The organism is Microvirga sp. 2MCAF38 (assembly GCF_052115485.1).
Lineage (GTDB): Bacteria > Pseudomonadota > Alphaproteobacteria > Rhizobiales > Beijerinckiaceae > Microvirga.
This window is the reverse complement of sequence record NZ_JBFRGU010000003.1, coordinates 102,568-119,030: the sequence shown is the minus strand read 5'-3', so window position 1 is coordinate 119,030 and position 16,463 is coordinate 102,568. Positions and strand designations below refer to the sequence as shown.

At 58.5% G+C, this 16,463-nt stretch carries 14 protein-coding genes; 7 read left to right on the top strand and 7 right to left on the bottom strand.

Going from position 1 to position 16,463, the window contains the following annotated elements; all coding sequences use genetic code 11:
- Positions 1–5: 5 nt before the first annotated feature.
- The gene (locus AB4072_RS07475) at positions 6–1,028 is read right to left on the bottom strand and encodes a biotin-dependent carboxyltransferase family protein (protein WP_441966741.1); all 1,023 of its coding nucleotides are present in this window, start codon (positions 1,026–1,028) and stop codon (positions 6–8) included.
- The gene (pxpB, locus tag AB4072_RS07470) at positions 1,025–1,744 is read right to left on the bottom strand and encodes a 5-oxoprolinase subunit PxpB (protein ID WP_441966739.1); all 720 of its coding nucleotides are present in this window, start codon (positions 1,742–1,744) and stop codon (positions 1,025–1,027) included. Before pxpB ends, AB4072_RS07475 begins: the two co-directional genes overlap by 4 nt.
- Before the next feature lie 619 nt (positions 1,745–2,363).
- Here pxpB and tam point away from each other — a divergent pair.
- The 3 genes from tam to AB4072_RS07455 all read left to right on the top strand — a co-directional run bounded on the left by tam (position 2,364) and on the right by AB4072_RS07455 (position 5,253).
- Positions 2,364–3,146 carry a trans-aconitate 2-methyltransferase gene (tam, locus tag AB4072_RS07465; RefSeq protein ID WP_441967262.1) on the top strand — a complete coding sequence of 261 codons (783 nt, stop codon included), beginning with the start codon at positions 2,364–2,366 and terminating at the stop codon, positions 3,144–3,146.
- Positions 3,147–3,176: 30 nt separating this feature from the next.
- Positions 3,177–4,586 carry an amidase gene (locus AB4072_RS07460; RefSeq protein WP_441966737.1) on the top strand — a complete coding sequence of 470 codons (1,410 nt, stop codon included), beginning with the start codon at positions 3,177–3,179 and terminating at the stop codon, positions 4,584–4,586.
- A gap of 121 nt (positions 4,587–4,707) precedes the next feature.
- Entirely contained in the window at positions 4,708–5,253 is a 546-nt protein-coding gene (locus tag AB4072_RS07455; protein ID WP_441966735.1) for an HdeD family acid-resistance protein, read from the top strand.
- A 106-nt stretch (positions 5,254–5,359) separates the two neighbouring features.
- Here the strand turns inward: AB4072_RS07455 and AB4072_RS07450 are convergent, their stop codons facing one another.
- The 3 genes from AB4072_RS07450 to AB4072_RS07440 form a co-directional block, all read right to left on the bottom strand.
- Positions 5,360–6,181: a sensor histidine kinase gene (locus AB4072_RS07450; protein ID WP_441966734.1), complete on the bottom strand. Its 822-nt coding sequence runs from the start codon at positions 6,179–6,181 to the stop codon at positions 5,360–5,362.
- A 173-nt stretch (positions 6,182–6,354) separates the two neighbouring features.
- The gene (locus AB4072_RS07445; RefSeq protein ID WP_441966733.1) at positions 6,355–6,990 is read right to left on the bottom strand and encodes a response regulator; all 636 of its coding nucleotides are present in this window, start codon (positions 6,988–6,990) and stop codon (positions 6,355–6,357) included.
- A gap of 378 nt (positions 6,991–7,368) precedes the next feature.
- Positions 7,369–7,788, bottom strand: a complete 420-nt coding sequence (locus AB4072_RS07440) for an Lrp/AsnC family transcriptional regulator (RefSeq protein WP_441966731.1) — start codon at positions 7,786–7,788, stop codon at positions 7,369–7,371.
- 129 nt (positions 7,789–7,917) lie between these two features.
- Between AB4072_RS07440 and rocF the strand changes: the two genes are divergently transcribed.
- Together rocF and rocD are read left to right on the top strand one after the other, a co-directional pair.
- The gene (gene rocF / locus AB4072_RS07435) at positions 7,918–8,865 is read left to right on the top strand and encodes an arginase (protein ID WP_441966730.1); all 948 of its coding nucleotides are present in this window, start codon (positions 7,918–7,920) and stop codon (positions 8,863–8,865) included.
- A gap of 15 nt (positions 8,866–8,880) precedes the next feature.
- Positions 8,881–10,095, top strand: a complete 1,215-nt coding sequence (rocD, locus tag AB4072_RS07430) for an ornithine--oxo-acid transaminase (protein ID WP_441966728.1) — start codon at positions 8,881–8,883, stop codon at positions 10,093–10,095.
- Positions 10,096–10,198: 103 nt separating this feature from the next.
- Here the strand turns inward: rocD and AB4072_RS07425 are convergent, their stop codons facing one another.
- Positions 10,199–10,606 carry a hypothetical protein gene (locus tag AB4072_RS07425; RefSeq protein WP_441966726.1) on the bottom strand — a complete coding sequence of 136 codons (408 nt, stop codon included), beginning with the start codon at positions 10,604–10,606 and terminating at the stop codon, positions 10,199–10,201.
- 546 nt (positions 10,607–11,152) lie between these two features.
- On the opposite strand from AB4072_RS07425, the gene AB4072_RS07420 reads away from it, so the two are divergent.
- Positions 11,153–13,945, top strand: coding sequence for a cadherin domain-containing protein (locus AB4072_RS07420; RefSeq protein WP_441966724.1), 2,793 nt, complete (start codon positions 11,153–11,155; stop codon positions 13,943–13,945).
- Positions 13,946–14,137: 192 nt separating this feature from the next.
- A complete protein-coding gene (locus AB4072_RS07415; protein ID WP_441966722.1) occupies positions 14,138–15,097 on the top strand; it encodes an ornithine cyclodeaminase family protein in 960 nt (319 codons plus the stop codon).
- Between the two features lie 10 nt (positions 15,098–15,107).
- Here AB4072_RS07415 and AB4072_RS07410 read toward each other — a convergent pair whose 3' ends face one another.
- The gene (locus AB4072_RS07410; RefSeq protein WP_441966721.1) at positions 15,108–16,463 is read right to left on the bottom strand and encodes an HlyD family type I secretion periplasmic adaptor subunit; all 1,356 of its coding nucleotides are present in this window, start codon (positions 16,461–16,463) and stop codon (positions 15,108–15,110) included.

Sequence of the window (16,463 nt, the reverse complement as noted above, 5' to 3'; positions counted from 1 at the left end):
TCTCTTCAGGTGATCGGCGCTTCCGGCAAAGCGCTGACCATACCGCCGATGAGGTTGGTGCCGAGGAGATGCTCGGTCGTCAAAGCAAACCGGACGGGAACAACCCGGCTAGGAAGCTCTTCGATCCAATCGCGCAAGGCGATTGCGGCAACGACCGCCTCCCCTCTTTCGACACGGCGAAAACGCACCGCTTGTCCCGGCCGCATCTGCGCGAAACGATTGAGGTCGGCACTGATGACCGTCGCGATTTTCGGATAGCCTCCGGCCGTCTGCCGGTCGCGCATCAGGACGATCGGCAGACCGCTGCCCGGCACCTGAATATGTCCGGCGATAATACCGTCCGAGACGATGTTGAACCCGCGCGCATGCTCGATCTGCGGCCCCGCAAGCTGAAAGCCCATGCGGTCGGCCTGCGGGCTGATCGTGAACTCCTCTTCGAGGAAAGTGCGCAAGCCCTCTTCGGAAAAATAATCGTCCTGCGGCCCCAACATGACGCGGATCGGGCCCTCCTCTTCGGACAACTCGACGGGGTCGTGAAACAAGGCCTCCTGGCCGTCCGATCTGCAGGGGAATCTGTCGCCGGCCCTTAACGGCTCTCCGTGCAAGCCCCCGAGATGCGAGCGCAGATGCAGGGAAAGGCTCCCGAGCTGAGGTTCAATAGAAAAGCCTCCCCCAATCGCGAGATAGGTGAACGTGCCACTGCGCGTGTGACTCACTTGCGCGGTTTCGCCTTCGCGCAAGTGAGCTGCTGTCTGCGGCGGCACGACCACGCCTTCGATGCTGAGCGTCGCACCCGCACCCGCAACGGCGAGACGCAAATCGCCCCCCTCGCAGGTGAAAGCGCCGCCGAGATTCATGAACTCGATTGCTGCAAGATCCGTGGCATTGCCGACCAGCGCATTGGCGAGAGCCAGTGCTCGCATGTCCATGGCGCCGGACGGCGAGACGCCGAAGCGCTGATAGCCGAAGCGGCCGCGATCCTGCAGCGTCGTCATCGGCCCGCAGGATTTCACGATGAGATCGGTCATGGCGCGATCAACTCCGCCACGGGCTCACCGGCATTTGCAGCTTGCTCCAACGCATCCCATCGCGCTGGATCGATAGGTTCGAAAACAATCTCGTCTCCGGCCTCAAAAAGAAAAATCGGATCGCGTTTCGGATCGTAGCTGCGCACCGGAGTGCGCCCAAGAAGGTGCCACCCGCTTGGCCCTTCAACGGACCCGATGGCCGCCTGAGCACCCCCGACAGCGATGGAGCCGCTCGGAATTTTCGCCCGCGGCTGCGTACGTCTCGGCGTCGCCAGAGAGGGATCGAGCCCACCGAGATAGGCAAAGCCCGGCAGAAAGCCGATCATGTAGATCCGATAGACGGCTTGCGAATGTCGCTCGATCACCTGTTCGGGCGACAACCCATGCCGCCCGGCGAACTCCTCCAGATCAACCCCAAACGGGCCACCATAAACAACCGGCACTTTCCATCGCCGCCCAGCACTTACGGACGACGTCAGCGATTGCGCCTTGTCGATCAGAAGCGCCGCAAGGCCCGCGTAATCGGTTAGTACCGGATCGAAATGCACCATCAGCGAACGATAGGTCGGCACGGTCTCGATCAGGCCTATCGGCGAATTTTCCCGTAAGATTTCGTCGAGCGCGAGCACCCTTGCATTGAGTTCGGGGTCGATGGCGTCCCCGAACTCAATGGACAAGGCACTGTCGCCACAGATCAGAATCCTCGGTTGCAGCACGGCCGACTCGCGATTGAGCCCACGTGGCTCTGGTTTCAGACAATTGGAAGCCTTCCATAAGGCCAGCGCGCGTTCAATCCAAGAACAGGGGCACAACATTTTCAACCGGCAAATGATGCGCCGCAGTTCCTCGATGCAAGCCTCACGCCGGATCGAGCCCCTATGCATGCCGACCAAAAGGTCGGGGGGAACGATGCTTTCACGATATCTTGTCAGGGCGTTTTCGCTTGCGGTCGGGCTGTATTGCATCGCCCTGGTCTTCCAACGCTCTCTGATGCTTCATCTGGATGAAAATCCGGATCTTGCTCTTCACATCGAGCAACTTGGGCTTGGCCTTTTGGCCGGGGCGATCTTCAGTGTCGCCGGCCCGTGGCTGGTCCGGGGTTGGACGCTCTCGACCGCTCTGATGACTGCTGCAGTCTACACAGGTCTGCATGCCCTACTGCTTCAGACGGATGCCGACATTCTCAAGCTCGCGGAGGGAGGTCTTGGCGCCTATGTCGGCCTGCGAATGGTGGCGGCGGTTCTCAAGAGCTGGTCCGCCATGTATGAAAGGCACCTTGAAAGTTACGGTGGCGAGGCTCACGGGACGCGTCACCGGGACGACAGGAGGCAGACCGTGCCCGAATGGAACGCAGGCCAATATCTGAAGTTCGAGGAGCAGAGGACCCGCCCGGCCATCGACCTTCTCGCCCACGTCCCGCTCTCGAATCCCAAACGATGCATCGATCTCGGTTGTGGGCCGGGCAACAGCACAGAGCTTCTGGTCAAGCGCTATCCGAATGCCGAGATCATGGGCCTCGACTCGTCCTTCGCCATGCTGGCGGAGGCACGCCAGCGCCTCCCCGGCCTCATTTTCGAGAAGGACGATATCGCGACCTGGAGCCCCTCGGAGAGCTTCGACTTGATCTTCGCCAATGCTGCCCTGCAATGGGTCCCGGATCACGCGATGCTTCTTCCGCGTCTCGTTTCAGCTCTCAATCCGGGCGGTTGCCTTGCCATTCAGGTGCCGGACAACCAACAGGAGCCCACGCATGTCCTGATGCGGGACGTGGCCGCGCGAGGCCCCTGGGCCGGTCGCCTCGCCGGCGCCGCGACGGCGCGGGAGGCGATCGGATCGTTCGGTGAGTACTATACTCGCCTGCGGCAGGCCGGATGCTCCGTGGACCTGTGGCGCACCACCTATGTCCATTGCCTCAATGGCGCGGGGGCTATCGTGGAATGGGTCAAGGGAACAGGATTGCGGCCGTTCCTCGACCCACTCGATGAGGCAGAGCAAAAGGAATTTCTCGCTCTCTATGAGGCCGAAATCGCGCATGCCTATCCGCAGCAATTCGACGGAAAGGTTCTGCTGCGCTTTCCGCGCCTGTTCCTGATCGCGCGTCGGGATGATACGGCGTAGGGATCGATTACGGCAGAGAATATCCGCTCAATGACCTCCCCCGATGTCACCACATGGTCCGCGACGCAGATCGCCGCTGCGATCAAAAAACGCAAAGTCTCGCCGACGGAGGTGGTGCGCTCATCGTTGCAACGGGCAGATGCCATAGATCCGAAACTGAACGCATTCAGCGAGATCTATCACGAAGATGCGCTCGCCGCGGCGGCGACAGCAGAGGCAGCCATCACATCCGGCAGCAGCCTCGGCCCCTTGCATGGCGTGCCCATCGCCATCAAGGACATGACGCCGATCGCCGGGAAGACCACGACCTTCGGTTCTCGCATCTTCAAGGATCACGTGACGCCGGACGATGCTCCCATCGTCACGCGCCTGCGCGAGGCGGGGGCGATCATCATCGGCAAGACCACAACGCCCGAATTCGCAAGCTCCGGCTATACCCGCAGCCCACTTTTCGGACATACCCGCAATCCATGGGACGAGACGCGCACGTCGGGGGGCCGTTCGGGCGGCTCGGCCGTCGCGGTCGCCACCGGCTGCGTTGCTCTTGCCGAGGGCACCGATATGGGTGGCTCGGTACGAATTCCCGCCTCGCATTGCGGCGTGGTCGGTCTCAAACCTTCTCTCGGGCGAATTCCTTTTACGTTGTTGCCGAGTCAATTCGAAAATATCGCGCATTTCGGCACCCTCGCGAGGTCGTGCGAAGATGCGGCTTTGTTCCTGTCCTGTGCGCAAGGGCCGAACGACGCGGACATCATGTCCCTGCCCTCGCCGGCTCCAGCGCTCGATAGTCTCGACATCGATCCTAGAGGCTTGCGCATCGCGGTCTCACCCGATCTCGGGCATTATGCGCTTCATCCTGATGTCGAGCACAATCTCCGCGAGATCGTGAGCCTCTTGCGCGCGAGCGGTGCGGTTGTCGAAGAGGTTGACCTGCCTTGGACGAAAGCCATTGGCGACGCCTGGGACGAATATTGGGCGGTCTACATGGCGACGTTTTATGGCGAGCATCTTGCCGAACATCGCGAGATCATGGACCCGGCGGTTGTCGCGTATATCGAACACGGCTTCACGCTCAGCGCGGTTCGGTACAAATCCATCGAACTCATTCGGTCGCAGGCGTGGAACGCGCTTCGCAAGATCCTCTCGGAGTTCGATGCACTGCTCTGCCCGACCATGTCGGGGCCGGCACCCGCCCTCGAGTCGAACGGATCGGACTTCGCTTTTGAAGATCGGCAGGGCCGCTATCACGGACTGAGCATGACCTGTCCCTTCAATTTCGTCGGCCAATGCCCGGCATTGTCGATCCCCAGCGGGTTTGCGCAAGGCGGCCTTCCGACAGGCATCCAGGTCGTCGGCCGGCGCTACGATGACGTCGGCGTGCTCAAGCTTGGTCATCTCATCGAGCAGCTTCGCGGCCCCTTCCCGCGGCCTCAGTCCTGAATTCATTCTTGGTCGAACCATCGAACGGCAGAGCCTATCCGGGCGCTGCGAAGGGGTAGTGCGTCTTGATCGGCTGGGAAGAGAGCTATTTATTCTCTTAAGGTAATTGCGGAGAACCACGATGGCGAGCGTGACCGTCATGCACAATGAAAGCCGAAACGCCCGCTTCTGGCTTCTGCTAGCGGGCTTTCTTGCTCTTCTGCTCGGAGTGATCGGCCTTTACCTGACCTTTGGCCTCACCATCGCCGGCGTCATATGGTACGGCGCCTTGATGCTGGCCGCCGGCCTCGTCCAGATCATCGAACCCTTGATGAACCAAGCGGAAACTGGGCGATCCCGCTGGACGGCCGTTCTCCTGGGCCTCGTCTACGCCGCCGGTGGCCTGTGGGCATTGTTCAATCCACTCAGCGCTTCGCTTGTTCTCACGCTGGTCCTCGGCGTCGCGCTTGTGACCTCCGGCATTCTCAAAGCCATCTGGGCCTTCGTCGATCGATCGCGTCAATCGAATGCCGGCTTGGTCCTCGCAGCCGTGCTCTCGTTGATCCTCGGCGGGCTTCTCATCGCGCAATGGCCGCTCTCCGGGTTGTGGACCATCGGCCTCCTGATCTCCTGCGATCTGATCGCCCACGGTGCCGCTCTCGTCTGGAAAGCGCTGAAGACGCACTAGAGTTTGATCGTTTCAGATTGAAACAGGATCAAACTCTCGATTTTTTTGATGCCGCATGATCTGGGCGAACAACCGGTTTCCACTTGTTCTGATCATGCTCTAATCGTCAGACCAATGGAATTGTCGCCATGATGCGGGTTCCATTGCCGTCCGATGACATCTCGAAGATGCCTCTGAAATGGCGCACACGATCCTGCATTCCCGGAATGCCGACGCCGAGCGTGTGCCTTCCGCTTTCATCCACGGGAATACCTCGGCCATTATCGGCGATAGCCAGGCATGCCTGATCCTCAACAATCGCCAGAGAAAGCGCGATAGTGCTCGCCCTTGCATGGCGATGCACGTTCATGAAGGCTTCTTGAACGATGCGGAAGATCCCCGTGCGGAGATCGGGGGGGATGCGGCTCAAATCGCCTTGCACATCGAGGTCGACGTTTAGGCCTGTCCGTCTCGCAAAGCCCTTGGTGAAATCGCGGATCGAGCCATCCAAGCCGAGCAGTTCGATATGTGGAGGATGAAGCAGATAGCTGAACGTCCTGATCTCGCGGGCAGCAGAATCGATGGCGACAGCCATATCCTGCAAAAGATCATGCACCCGCGGCGTCATATCGACAGCCGACCGTAACTGCATCAAGCTAAGGCTTATCACGGCAAGGTGCTGCGAAGTCGAGTCGTGAAGCTCGACCGCTATGCGTCGTCTTTCCTCGGCGACCAGATTTAAGAGTTGATCCGGCAAAGCCTGCAGATCTTGCTCGGCGGCCTTGCGCGCATTTATATCGGTCGCAATCCCCAGCGCGGGCGCGTTTTTTTGAGCGGGTAAGACGAGGTCTAAATGCGCTGCGACTGCCGTCCCCGGATAACTTTTTGAAATCAGAACTCTTTTGACACGAGAAACATCTTCTTCCGGTAAAATCGCAGCCTCGATCATAGCGCCCGCCCTCGCTACTTCATCAGCCCCTGAAGAGATCAATTTTATCTGTTCGTTTTAAGTCTTGGGGAGCTAAAACCCAGCCGACCCTGCAACGCATTATTGGGGCGCGACCAAAAACACTCAAGAAAAATACTGCTCCCGGGGAGAAAAATTTGCGTGGAAACGTCTCCTCACGGCATGATCATGTGATTACGCACTGCGTAGCGCACGAGTTCGGCGGTAGAGGACATTCCGAGCTTGCGCATAGCCGTTGCCCGGTGGCTCTCCACTGTCTTCACGCTGACGTCGAGATGAATCGCAACCTTCTTGTTGCTTAAACCTTCGGCGATGAGTTTGACGACCTCTCGCTCACGCGCCGTGAGACTGCCTTCGACCGATGGATCGCTTGAAGCATCTTTGAGCGTCTCAAGCAAAGCTTCGGAGGCGCGCCAGGTCAGATAGGGGCGATGCTCGGACAATGCGCTGACAGCTGCGAGAAGGTGCGTGTCCGCATCGGTCTTGAGAATATAGCCCTTTACGCCGGCTCGCAGCAGCTCCCGAATGATTTGCTCACTCTCGTGCATCGTGAAAATCAGGATCTCGGTTCTGAGCGTTTGGCGAATCCGCCGGGTCGCTTCGAGCCCATCGAGCCCCGGAAGGGAGAAATCGAGAATAGCGATGTCGGGCTTGGTGCGGATGGCTTCGTCCACGGCATCCTGCCCATTCCCCACCTCGGCGACGATTTCCCATTCGGCTTGCGCCTCGAGAATGGCACGCAAGCCACGACGGACAACGAGGTGATCATCGGCGATCAGAATGCGCTGCATACCAAGCGACCTCGGGTTCAATCAAAGATTGACATCAACCACCAACTCTAGCGTGCCTGCCAAGCAATGGCACTCCCAGAAACCCTGAAGGCGATATGGGGCAATTCGTTGAGAAGGCAAACAGTTACGCTGATCCGACACTATTCGAAGAGCAACTTAAGGGAGTACCCTCCTCCGGCGGCGGGAACCCGAGGGGAGACGCGCGGTGCGAAGGAAAGCCCTTCTTGCGTTGTTGACATCCAGCGCTCTGGCATTCGGTTCGACAGCGCCCGTGTTTTCGCAACAACATAGCACAAACGGCGTCGATGATCAGAACACGTGAAAGGTTGTTCCCCGGATCATGCGGAACAAGCGACTGAGTGGCGGCTCACTTGCCGATCACTTGCGCTTGGAAAGCATGATGCTGGTTTCGGTCGATGAGATGCCGTTGATTTCGCGGATGCGTCGCAACACCTGATCGAACTCCTCCAGGGTCGCCACCTCGATCTCGGCCACGATGTCCCAACGCCCGTTGGTGGTGTTGATGCGCGAGACTTCGGGCAGGCCATGCAGGCGCTTGAGAACCTTGTCGGCCCCCTGCCCCTCGACTTCGATCATCGTGACGGCACGGATGGCGTTGGGCTGAGCCCCCGAACTCAGCGTCACGGTGAAACCCTGGATGATGCCGCTCTTGACCAACCGCTCGATCCGGGCGCGCACGGTCGCCCTCGAAACCTTAAGTGCGGCGGCGAGGCTTGAGACCGGCTGCCGGGCATCCGCCCGCAGGAGGGCAAGGAGTTTTTGATCGAGCTCGTCCATCGTGATGACCTTTTTGGCACATCCTCCTTACCACAATGGACAATCCCATATCCAGATTTGTCGGTTATTCGGCTTCAAGTCGCCACTTGGGACAGTGGATAATGGCACATGACAAAGGAATGCTCGTCTATGCCTCATGCCGCCGTCCGTCCGATTGCAAAACCACGCTTTGCCGTTCTCGGCGCGCCCGTTCAGGTCGGCGCAAGCCAGCTCGGGACAGTGATGGGACCCGCGGCCCTGCGGACGGCAGGTCTGATCACGAACCTGCAAGAACTCGGGCACCATATCGAGGATCGCGGCGATCTCTCCGCTTCCGACTTTCCGACGGGGAACGGCCAGGACCGCAACGCGCGTCATTTCGATGAAATTTCCGCGTGGTCGCGCGGCCTGAGCGACCATTCCTATCGCCTCCTTCAAGATGGCTATCTGCCGATCTTCCTTGGCGGAGACCACAGTCTTTCCATGGGTTCGGTGCATGGCGCGTTGCGGCACTGCGCGGAAGCAAAGCGCGAGCTCTTCGTGCTCTGGCTCGATGCCCATGCCGACTTCAACACGCCGCACACCTCTCCCTCCGGCAACATGCACGGCATGTCGACCGCGCTGCTTTGCGGCGAGGAAGGGTTCGATGGGCTTTTCGATGATGATGCCTTCAGCCCTCTTCCCCCGCAAAACCTCTATATCTTCGGCCTGCGCTCGGTGGATCGGGACGAGCGCGCGTTGCTACGGAACCGCGGTGTCCATGTCTGCGATATGCGGCAGGTGGACGAGTTCGGCGTCTCGGTGCTCATGCGACAGATCATCGATCATGTTGAGGCGCGAGACGGACATCTCCATGTGAGTCTCGACGTCGATTTCCTCGATCCGTCGATCGCCCCCGGAGCAGGAACGCCGGTTCCTGGCGGCGCGACCTACCGCGAGGCGCATCTCATCATGGAGATGCTGCACGATTCAGGCCTCGTCGGCTCGCTCGATGTGGTCGAACTCAATCCTTTTCTCGACGAGCGCGGAAAGAGCGCCCACGTCCTCGTCGATCTGGTCGGAAGCCTCTTCGGCCGCCAGATCGTTCAGCGCCCTTAAGAAAAGAACCGCCCCATGAGCATCGCAACCAAAAGCCTGATCGAAACCGAAAACAGACTTGGCGCCCACAACTACAAGCCGCTCGACGTCGTCCTCGCGCGCGGCGAAGGTGTCTGGGTGTGGGATGTGGAGGGCAAACGCTATCTCGACTGTCTCTCGGCCTATTCCGCCGTCAATCAAGGCCATTGTCACCCGAAGATTCTTGCGACGATGACCGAGCAGGCGAAGAAGCTGACGCTGACGTCGCGCGCCTTCCGCAATGACCAGCTGGCTCTGTTCTACGAAGAAATCGCGGCGCTCACCGGCTCGCACAAGGTGCTGCCCATGAACAGCGGCGCGGAAGCGGTGGAATCCGCCATCAAGGCGGTGCGCAAATGGGGTTATGAGGTCAAGGGCGTTCCCGAGAACCAGGCCGAGATCATCGTCTGCAGCGAGAATTTCCACGGCCGCACCCTCGGCATCGTCGGCTTCAGCACCGATCCATCCGCTCGCGGCGGCTTCGGCCCGTTCGCACCGGGTTTCAAGATCGTGCCCTTCGGTGACGCCGCCGCTTTCGAGGCCGCGATCACGCCGAACACGGTGGCTTTCCTCGTGGAACCGATCCAGGGCGAAGCAGGCGTGATCATCCCGACGCAGGGTTATTTCACGAAAGTGCGCGAACTCTGCACACGCCACGGCGTCACGCTCATTCTGGACGAAATTCAGACCGGGCTCGGGCGCACCGGAAAACTTTTGGCTGAAGAGCACGAGGGCATAGAAGCGGACGTGACGCTGATCGGCAAGGCGCTCTCCGGCGGCTTCTATCCGGTCTCCGCAGTGCTTTCGAATTCCGACGTTCTCGGTGTGCTGAAGCCAGGGCAGCATGGCAGCACCTTCGGCGGCAACCCGCTTGCCTGCGCCATCGCACGCACCGCAATGAAGGTTCTTGTCGAAGACGGCATGATCGAAAACTCCGCGAAGCAAGGAGCTTATTTCAAGGAGCGGATTGAGAATATCCGCAGCAACTCCGTCCGTGAAGTTCGCGGGCGCGGGCTCATGCTGGCGGTGGAGTTGCATCCGGAAGCCGGCGGTGCACGGCGCTATTGCGAGGCCCTGCGCGAACGCGGCATCCTTGTGAAGGACACGCATGTGGACACGATCCGTATCGCGCCACCCTTGGTGGTCACGGAAGACCAGATCGACTGGGCGACAGAGCAGTTCGAGCAGGTTCTGACGGCGCTCGAGCCGTAGAAGCTGGAGCATGATCAGAACAAGTGGAAACCGGTTGTTCGCCCGGATCATGCGGCAAAGGAATCCAGAGCTTGATCGTGTTTCAAAGAGACATGATCAAGCTCTAGCGCGACGCGCGCCTCGCCATCGCCTCGAAGAGGGACGCGGAAAACGAGATCATCGTCTCGAATTGTTCGGAGATGATGTTCTCGTTAGGCGAATGCAGCATGGCCCCGTGATGGGTCAGGCCGATGCCGACGATCTCGGCACCCAATTGCTCGACAAAAGGATGCGCCGTGCCCGAAGCAGGAGAACTCGGTTGAATGATCGCCGCTTTCCCAAAATGCTTCTCAAGCAGCGCCTTCGCCTCCTGCACGAACCAATGATCCGGTGAGGATCGCACAGGCTTCACGATATCGTCGTGGACAACGATCTCGATATCGGAAAATCCGTGCCGGTCGAGATGGGTACGAACGAGCTGCGTCACCTGCTTCGGATCCTGATCCGGCACGAGACGGAAGTCGAGCTTCACGAAACCTTCCGCCGGAAGCACGGTCTTCGCCCCCTCGCCCCATAGCCGCCGCCAAACCCGTTCACATTCAAACACGGTTCGAAGTTCATGGCAGCCCCGGACAGGCAAAGGACTTGAACAGGCTGCTCGTGGCTCGATAATGCGATCTTCAAGAAGCTCGGTAAAAAGGGCTCGGCCGCTGCTCCCGCGAAAATGAATAAGAAGTTCTTCACCGTGGGCGACAAGGCCAAGGACAAAGACGACTACATCATTTACAACAAGAAAAAAGGTAATCTGTTGTATGACGCGGACGGATCCGGCAAAGGATCTGCTATACAGTTCGCGACAATTAAGAAAAACTTGAAAATGACGGAAAATGATTTCTTTGTAATCTGATCCGTTAATCTTTAATTCAGAAGATAATTAAAGGGCCGCTTACGCGGCTCTTTTCTTTTTGCTTTCAGATAGTAACACAAATATTGAAATACTAGTTATTTAAACGGGGCCCTCAATCTGAGGTTAGTTAAAATACTGACTCCACACCAACAGCTCTGGGGAACAGTAAATATGCCTGCAACACATATTCGATTTGGCAGTGAGTCGCGCGTCAATACCGCGACGGATGGTAGCCAAGGTCCCAATTACACCACGGCTCTCATGGACGGCGGCTGGGTCGTCACTTGGACGAAATCGAACCTCGAAGGCACAAGTTCAGAAGTGCTGCAACAACGCTTTGATGCAAGTGGCGCAAAGGTTGGAACGGAGTTCATCGTCAACACCACGACGCAGAACTTTCAATCTTCGTCTGTTGCGACTGGCCTTGCGGATGGCGGCTGGGTCGTGGCCTGGGTGTCGGTCGGCCAGGACGGCTCCAGCGAAGGCGTGTTTCAACAACGGTACGATGTAAACGGCGAGAGGGTCGGCGCGGAAACTCAGGTCAATGGGATCAACGGCGGTTCTCAGACCGATCCAAGCATCACGGTCTTACCGGATGGGGGTTGGGTTGTCACTTACACCTCTGAGCTGCCGGGTGGCTCGTGGGGTATATACCAAACGCGCTTCGATGCTGAAGGCTCAATTGCCAGTGATAAACGTATAGACAATGGCGAGGGCGGCGCGGGATTTTCTAGTGTCGCGGTGACAACGACTGGATGGGTTGTCACCTATACCGCACGTGATAGCGATGGCGATGGCATTTATCAGCTAGCTTTCGATCACGACGGCAATGAAATTGGCACTCCTACGATAGTCAATAGCACAACGGCCGGCCAACAGCGCGATTCTCATGTGATGGGTTTAGCGGACGGTGGTTGGGTGGTGTTCTGGTCACATGACACTGGCGAAGGGAAAGACTTTTTCCAGCAACACTATGACGCCACAGGCACTAAGGTCGGCGGCGAAACACTCGTCAATCATGACACACGCGCAACTCGATACAACATCCAGTCAACTCTTTTGAGCGACGACACCTATGTTGTCACTTGGGAAGAACGTGATCGGGACGGTTCAGGTTATGGCATCTATCAGCAAGTATTCTCTGCATCGGGATCTAAGATCGGAGACGAAATTCTTGTAAATGAGACAACGACAGGTCACCAGTCCGGTGCAACCGTTACAGCTCTCGCGGGTGGCGGCTGGGTGGTGTCCTGGGACTCCGAGGGTCAGAACGGTAGTGGCTACAGCATCAATCAGCGTGTGTTCTCGCAGCCCGAAGGCCTCACCCTAACGGCGGGCAAGGATTATATCGTCGGAACGGCTGGCAATGAAACGATAAACGTGACCGCTGGCGGCCTTGATGGCGGCGACGAAGTTCATGGCGGCGACGGCCTCGATACGCTGCAACTGAGCGAGGCGGGAACCCTCGATCTGAGAAGCGGCGCTCTCTCTAGCATTGAGGCGCTGAGAGGATCGGAAGGCAACGATACCTTCATCCTTAAGTCGGGACTAAACACAGGCTTGCTCGCTATCAATGGCGAGGGCGGCAACGATGTGATTCAGGTGCAATCCGGCGCAACGGATCTGAGCACGGTTGTTTTCTCCAACATTGAAAAAGTCCAGTTCGATGAGGCTGGCTCTGTCGTCAAATTCAACTTTTGGGATCAAGCCAAGCTTGTTCTGGCCTCCAAGGCGGAAGGTGTCATCGATGAGGTGATCCTCGCCATTGATATCGTCACCAACGCACGGATCTTGCAACTTTTCAAACAAGGGATCGATATCGTTACCGATAGCAACGGCAGCAGCTTCGGGGTGATCCCAATTGCGTTGGATAATGAAGGTGGAACGACCAAAACTACAGCGGATGTGCCGGTGAAGCCTTTCTCGAAGGGTCTGGTCGTAACGGTGGCGTACCGCGCCGAAGTGACTGCAATCGTGAAGCTCGATGACCCTGCCAAGGGCAAGCTTATTCCGAGCAGCCTGGGCGGCTCATACGATGCCGCTTCGGGCACCTTCACGATCAAAGGCACAGCCGACGCGGTTGGAAAAGCTATCGAGGCCTTGACCTTCGATCCCGCCGATGGTGGCAAGATCGGCAGCTCCGCGACAACCACTTTCACGGTCACCGTCACGGACGGCCTCACGACCGAGACGGATAACTCGACACTGGTTGAGGCAACGGTCGCCAATCTGGCTCCAGAATCCATTAGCCTGAGCAGCACAACGGTGCTCGAAAACAGCACGGCTGGCACTGTAGTGGCGACCCTCTCGGCCACAGATCCGAACATGCCGGAATCCTTCACCTTCGAGATTATCGGTGATGCTGCGGGCCGCTTTGCGGTCTCGGGCAACACGCTGGTGGTCAAGGACGGCGTTCGCCTCGACTATGAGCAGGCAACCTCCCACGATGTCACGCTGCGGGTCAAAGACGCCCTCGGCCTCGTGCGCGATGAAGCGTTCAAGATCCAGGTAGGCGACGTTGCCAACGAGATTGCCAAGGGCTCGGCTGGCAACGACGTGCTCAAAGGTGGAACCGGAAAGGATCGCTTCTATGGCGGGCTCGGCAACGATGCCTTGGAAGGCGGCAAGGGTCAGGATATCTTCGTGTTCAACACCAAGACGAACAAGAAAACCAACGTCGATACGATCAAGGATTTCAGCGTCAAGGATGACACGATCTGGCTCGACAATGCGATCTTCAAGAAGCTCGGTAAGTCTGGCTCTGAGAAAAAGCCGGCGAAGCTGTCGAAGGACTTCTTCACCATTGGCATTAAGGCGGCCGATGCGAAGGACTACCTGATCTACAACAAAAAGACAGGCTCGCTATCCTATGACGCGGATGGATCGGGCAAGGGCGCAGCAGTACAGATTGCCAAGCTCGCCAAGAATCTCAAGCTGACCGAAAAGGATTTCTTCGTCGTCTAATCACTCCCCCAAGAGCATAACGACGAAGAGAGGGAAGGTGCCGCCACAAGCGGCCCCTTTCTTATTGCCGATAGCTCACGCGGGCGCCGGGAAACGTCCGATGCATGGTGGCCTTTGACAATTTTAATTGCTTGGCGATCACCGCAAACGGGCTGTTGGTAGTCTTGAGTAGGTGCAGAAGGATGAGGATTGATGCTGATCCTGCGCCGTGAGGAAATCCAGAAACGGATCGATTGGGACCACGCCATCGACGCCTTGAAGGAAGGTTTCAAGGCGGCTTCAGCGGGAAAAGTCTCGATGCCGCCGGTGGGTTATCTCGGTTTCCCGGAAGCCGACGGAGATTGCCATATCAAGTACGGCCATATGGAAGGCGACCCACTCTTCGTCATCAAGGTCTCGACAGGCTTCTATCGCAATGTCGAGACGGCCCTTCCGAGCAGCAACGGGTTGTCGATAGTGTTTTCCGCGAAGACGGGAGAACCTGTCGCCCTCTTGCAGGATGAAGGCTGGCTGACGGATCTCAGAACCGGACTCGCGGGCGCCATCGCGACGCAAATCATGTGCAGGAAGGACGCCTTCCGCGTCGGCATTGTCGGAACGGGCACTCAAGGTCGCCTTCAGCTGCGGGCGCTTCGCCATATTCTGAAGGATCGTAATCTCGAAATTCAGGTCTGGGGTCGCTCGCCTGAAAAGATCGCGGCCTACCGGGCTGACATGGCAACATTTGGCATCGACGTTTGCGAAGCCGCCTCGCTGGAGCAGCTTTGCCGCACCTCCGACATCATCATCACCACGACGCCGTCTAAAGCGCCACTTCTCCAAGCCGCCTGGATAAAGCCGGGCACGCACATCACCGCCGTCGGAGCCGATGCCCCCGGAAAGCAGGAATTGGCCGTTCAGCTTGTCGGCCGCGCAAACGCGATCATGGTCGATTCACGTCCGCAATGCACGGATCATGGTGAGATCGCTACGGCGGTTGCGATGAAGGCTGTCGATCCCGCCGAGTGCCTTGAGATCGGCGAGGTGCTCAACGCGGGAGGTCTTCTTTCGCGCCAAGAAAGCGACATCACGATCGCCGATCTGACGGGGCTCGCCGTTCAGGATATTGCCATCGCAAAAGTCGCTTTGGCGACCGTGACCGTGACCGGGTAAAACCGAAGCATCACATCTCGCGGAAAGCGCGGGACATGCTGTCCTTGATCGGCTGCAACAAGTATTCGATGAAGGTGCGCTCGGCCGTTTTGATGTAAACCTCGGCCGGCATGCCCGGCGTCGGGGCAAAACCATGGATCTTCGACACTTCCGTGGGATCCGGCGTCACACGCGCCACATAGACGTCGCTACGGGACATCTGACCGCTTTTCTCATCGGGGAGTGCATCGGCGGACACGTAGACCACTTCGCCTGCGACCATCGGCGTGATGCGTTGTTTGAAAGCCGTCAGCCGGATCACGGCCTTCTGGCCGATCCTGACATTCTCGATGTCTTGAGGGCGAATCTTGACCTCGATCAGAAGGTTGTCTTCCAGCGGCACGATTTCCATAACCGTTTTGCCTGCCTCCACGACGCCGCCGGGCGTGTGATATCGCAGTTTCACCACGACACCCTTCACAGGCGACGTGATCTTGATCCGTTCCAGCACACGGGTCGATGCCAGAATGCGTTCGCGCACATCCGCCAATTCTCCGAGCGTCTCATGCAACTGCTCGACGGCGGCTTTAATGGCCGTGTTGCGCACTCCGACAATCTGCTCTTCGGAACGGGCAATGCGCTCTTTTGAATCGCCGATGACGCCGCTGATCCTCCCGACCTCGCCTTGCAGATTGGCGCGCGCACGCTGCAATGCAAGCACTTCCGACTTCCGGATGAGACCGCTCTTGAGAAGCTGCTCCTTGGCTTCAAGCTCTTCCTCGAAATAGGCGATCTGTTGGCGCACCGAAGCGAGTTGCGTCGTGCTGCCCTTGATCTGTTCTTTGAGCGCATCGATGCCGGTTTCGATGGAAACGATCTCGCTTTGTTGACTCCTGCGATGAGCATCGAGCGTTGCACGTTGCGCCTTGATGATCGTCGCAACCTCAGCGTCCGATTCCTGCCTCGCCGTCAGCCCCTCCGGAAACGCGATCTCGCGCTCTTCCGCGATCTCCGTCCGAAGGCGTGTTTCGATGGCGAGAAGTCGCGCTTCTCTCAAAGCCAGTCGTCGCAGTTCCGCGCGAGGCGTCGTCTCGTCCAGCAGAACCAGCGCCTGGCCCGGCTCGACCATGTCACCCTCCCGCACGAGGATATCTCGAATGACACCGCCTTCGAGATGCTGCACGAGCTTGTTTTGACCCGTCGCCACGAACGCACCCGGCGTCACGACCGCACCGGCGATAGGCGCAACGCTTCCCCAATAACCAAAGCCCATGACGGCGAAGGCAAGGATCCCAATGCCCATCAAGGTCGGAAGCCGTGTATTGCGTGGAACGTCATCATACCACTCGCGCCGTTTCGAAGGAATTGGCACTGGGACCAAAGTCAT

What these genes read in the sequence shown, in the direction of transcription:
- AB4072_RS07475 (WP_441966741.1), bottom strand. Translation starts at nt 1,028, where the DNA reads ATGACCGATCTCATCGTGAAATCCTGCGGGCCGATGACGACGCTGCAG.
- AB4072_RS07460 (WP_441966737.1), top strand. Translation starts at nt 3,177, where the DNA reads ATGACCTCCCCCGATGTCACCACATGGTCCGCGACGCAGATCGCCGCT.
- AB4072_RS07455 (WP_441966735.1), top strand. Translation starts at nt 4,708, where the DNA reads ATGGCGAGCGTGACCGTCATGCACAATGAAAGCCGAAACGCCCGCTTC.
- AB4072_RS07450 (WP_441966734.1), bottom strand. Translation starts at nt 6,181, where the DNA reads ATGATCGAGGCTGCGATTTTACCGGAAGAAGATGTTTCTCGTGTCAAA.
- AB4072_RS07445 (WP_441966733.1), bottom strand. Translation starts at nt 6,990, where the DNA reads ATGCAGCGCATTCTGATCGCCGATGATCACCTCGTTGTCCGTCGTGGC.
- AB4072_RS07440 (WP_441966731.1), bottom strand. Translation starts at nt 7,788, where the DNA reads ATGGACGAGCTCGATCAAAAACTCCTTGCCCTCCTGCGGGCGGATGCC.
- rocF (WP_441966730.1), top strand. Translation starts at nt 7,918, where the DNA reads ATGCCTCATGCCGCCGTCCGTCCGATTGCAAAACCACGCTTTGCCGTT.
- rocD (WP_441966728.1), top strand. Translation starts at nt 8,881, where the DNA reads ATGAGCATCGCAACCAAAAGCCTGATCGAAACCGAAAACAGACTTGGC.
- AB4072_RS07420 (WP_441966724.1), top strand. Translation starts at nt 11,153, where the DNA reads ATGCCTGCAACACATATTCGATTTGGCAGTGAGTCGCGCGTCAATACC.
- AB4072_RS07415 (WP_441966722.1), top strand. Translation starts at nt 14,138, where the DNA reads ATGCTGATCCTGCGCCGTGAGGAAATCCAGAAACGGATCGATTGGGAC.
- AB4072_RS07410 (WP_441966721.1), bottom strand. Translation starts at nt 16,463, where the DNA reads ATGACTTTGGTCCCAGTGCCAATTCCTTCGAAACGGCGCGAGTGGTAT.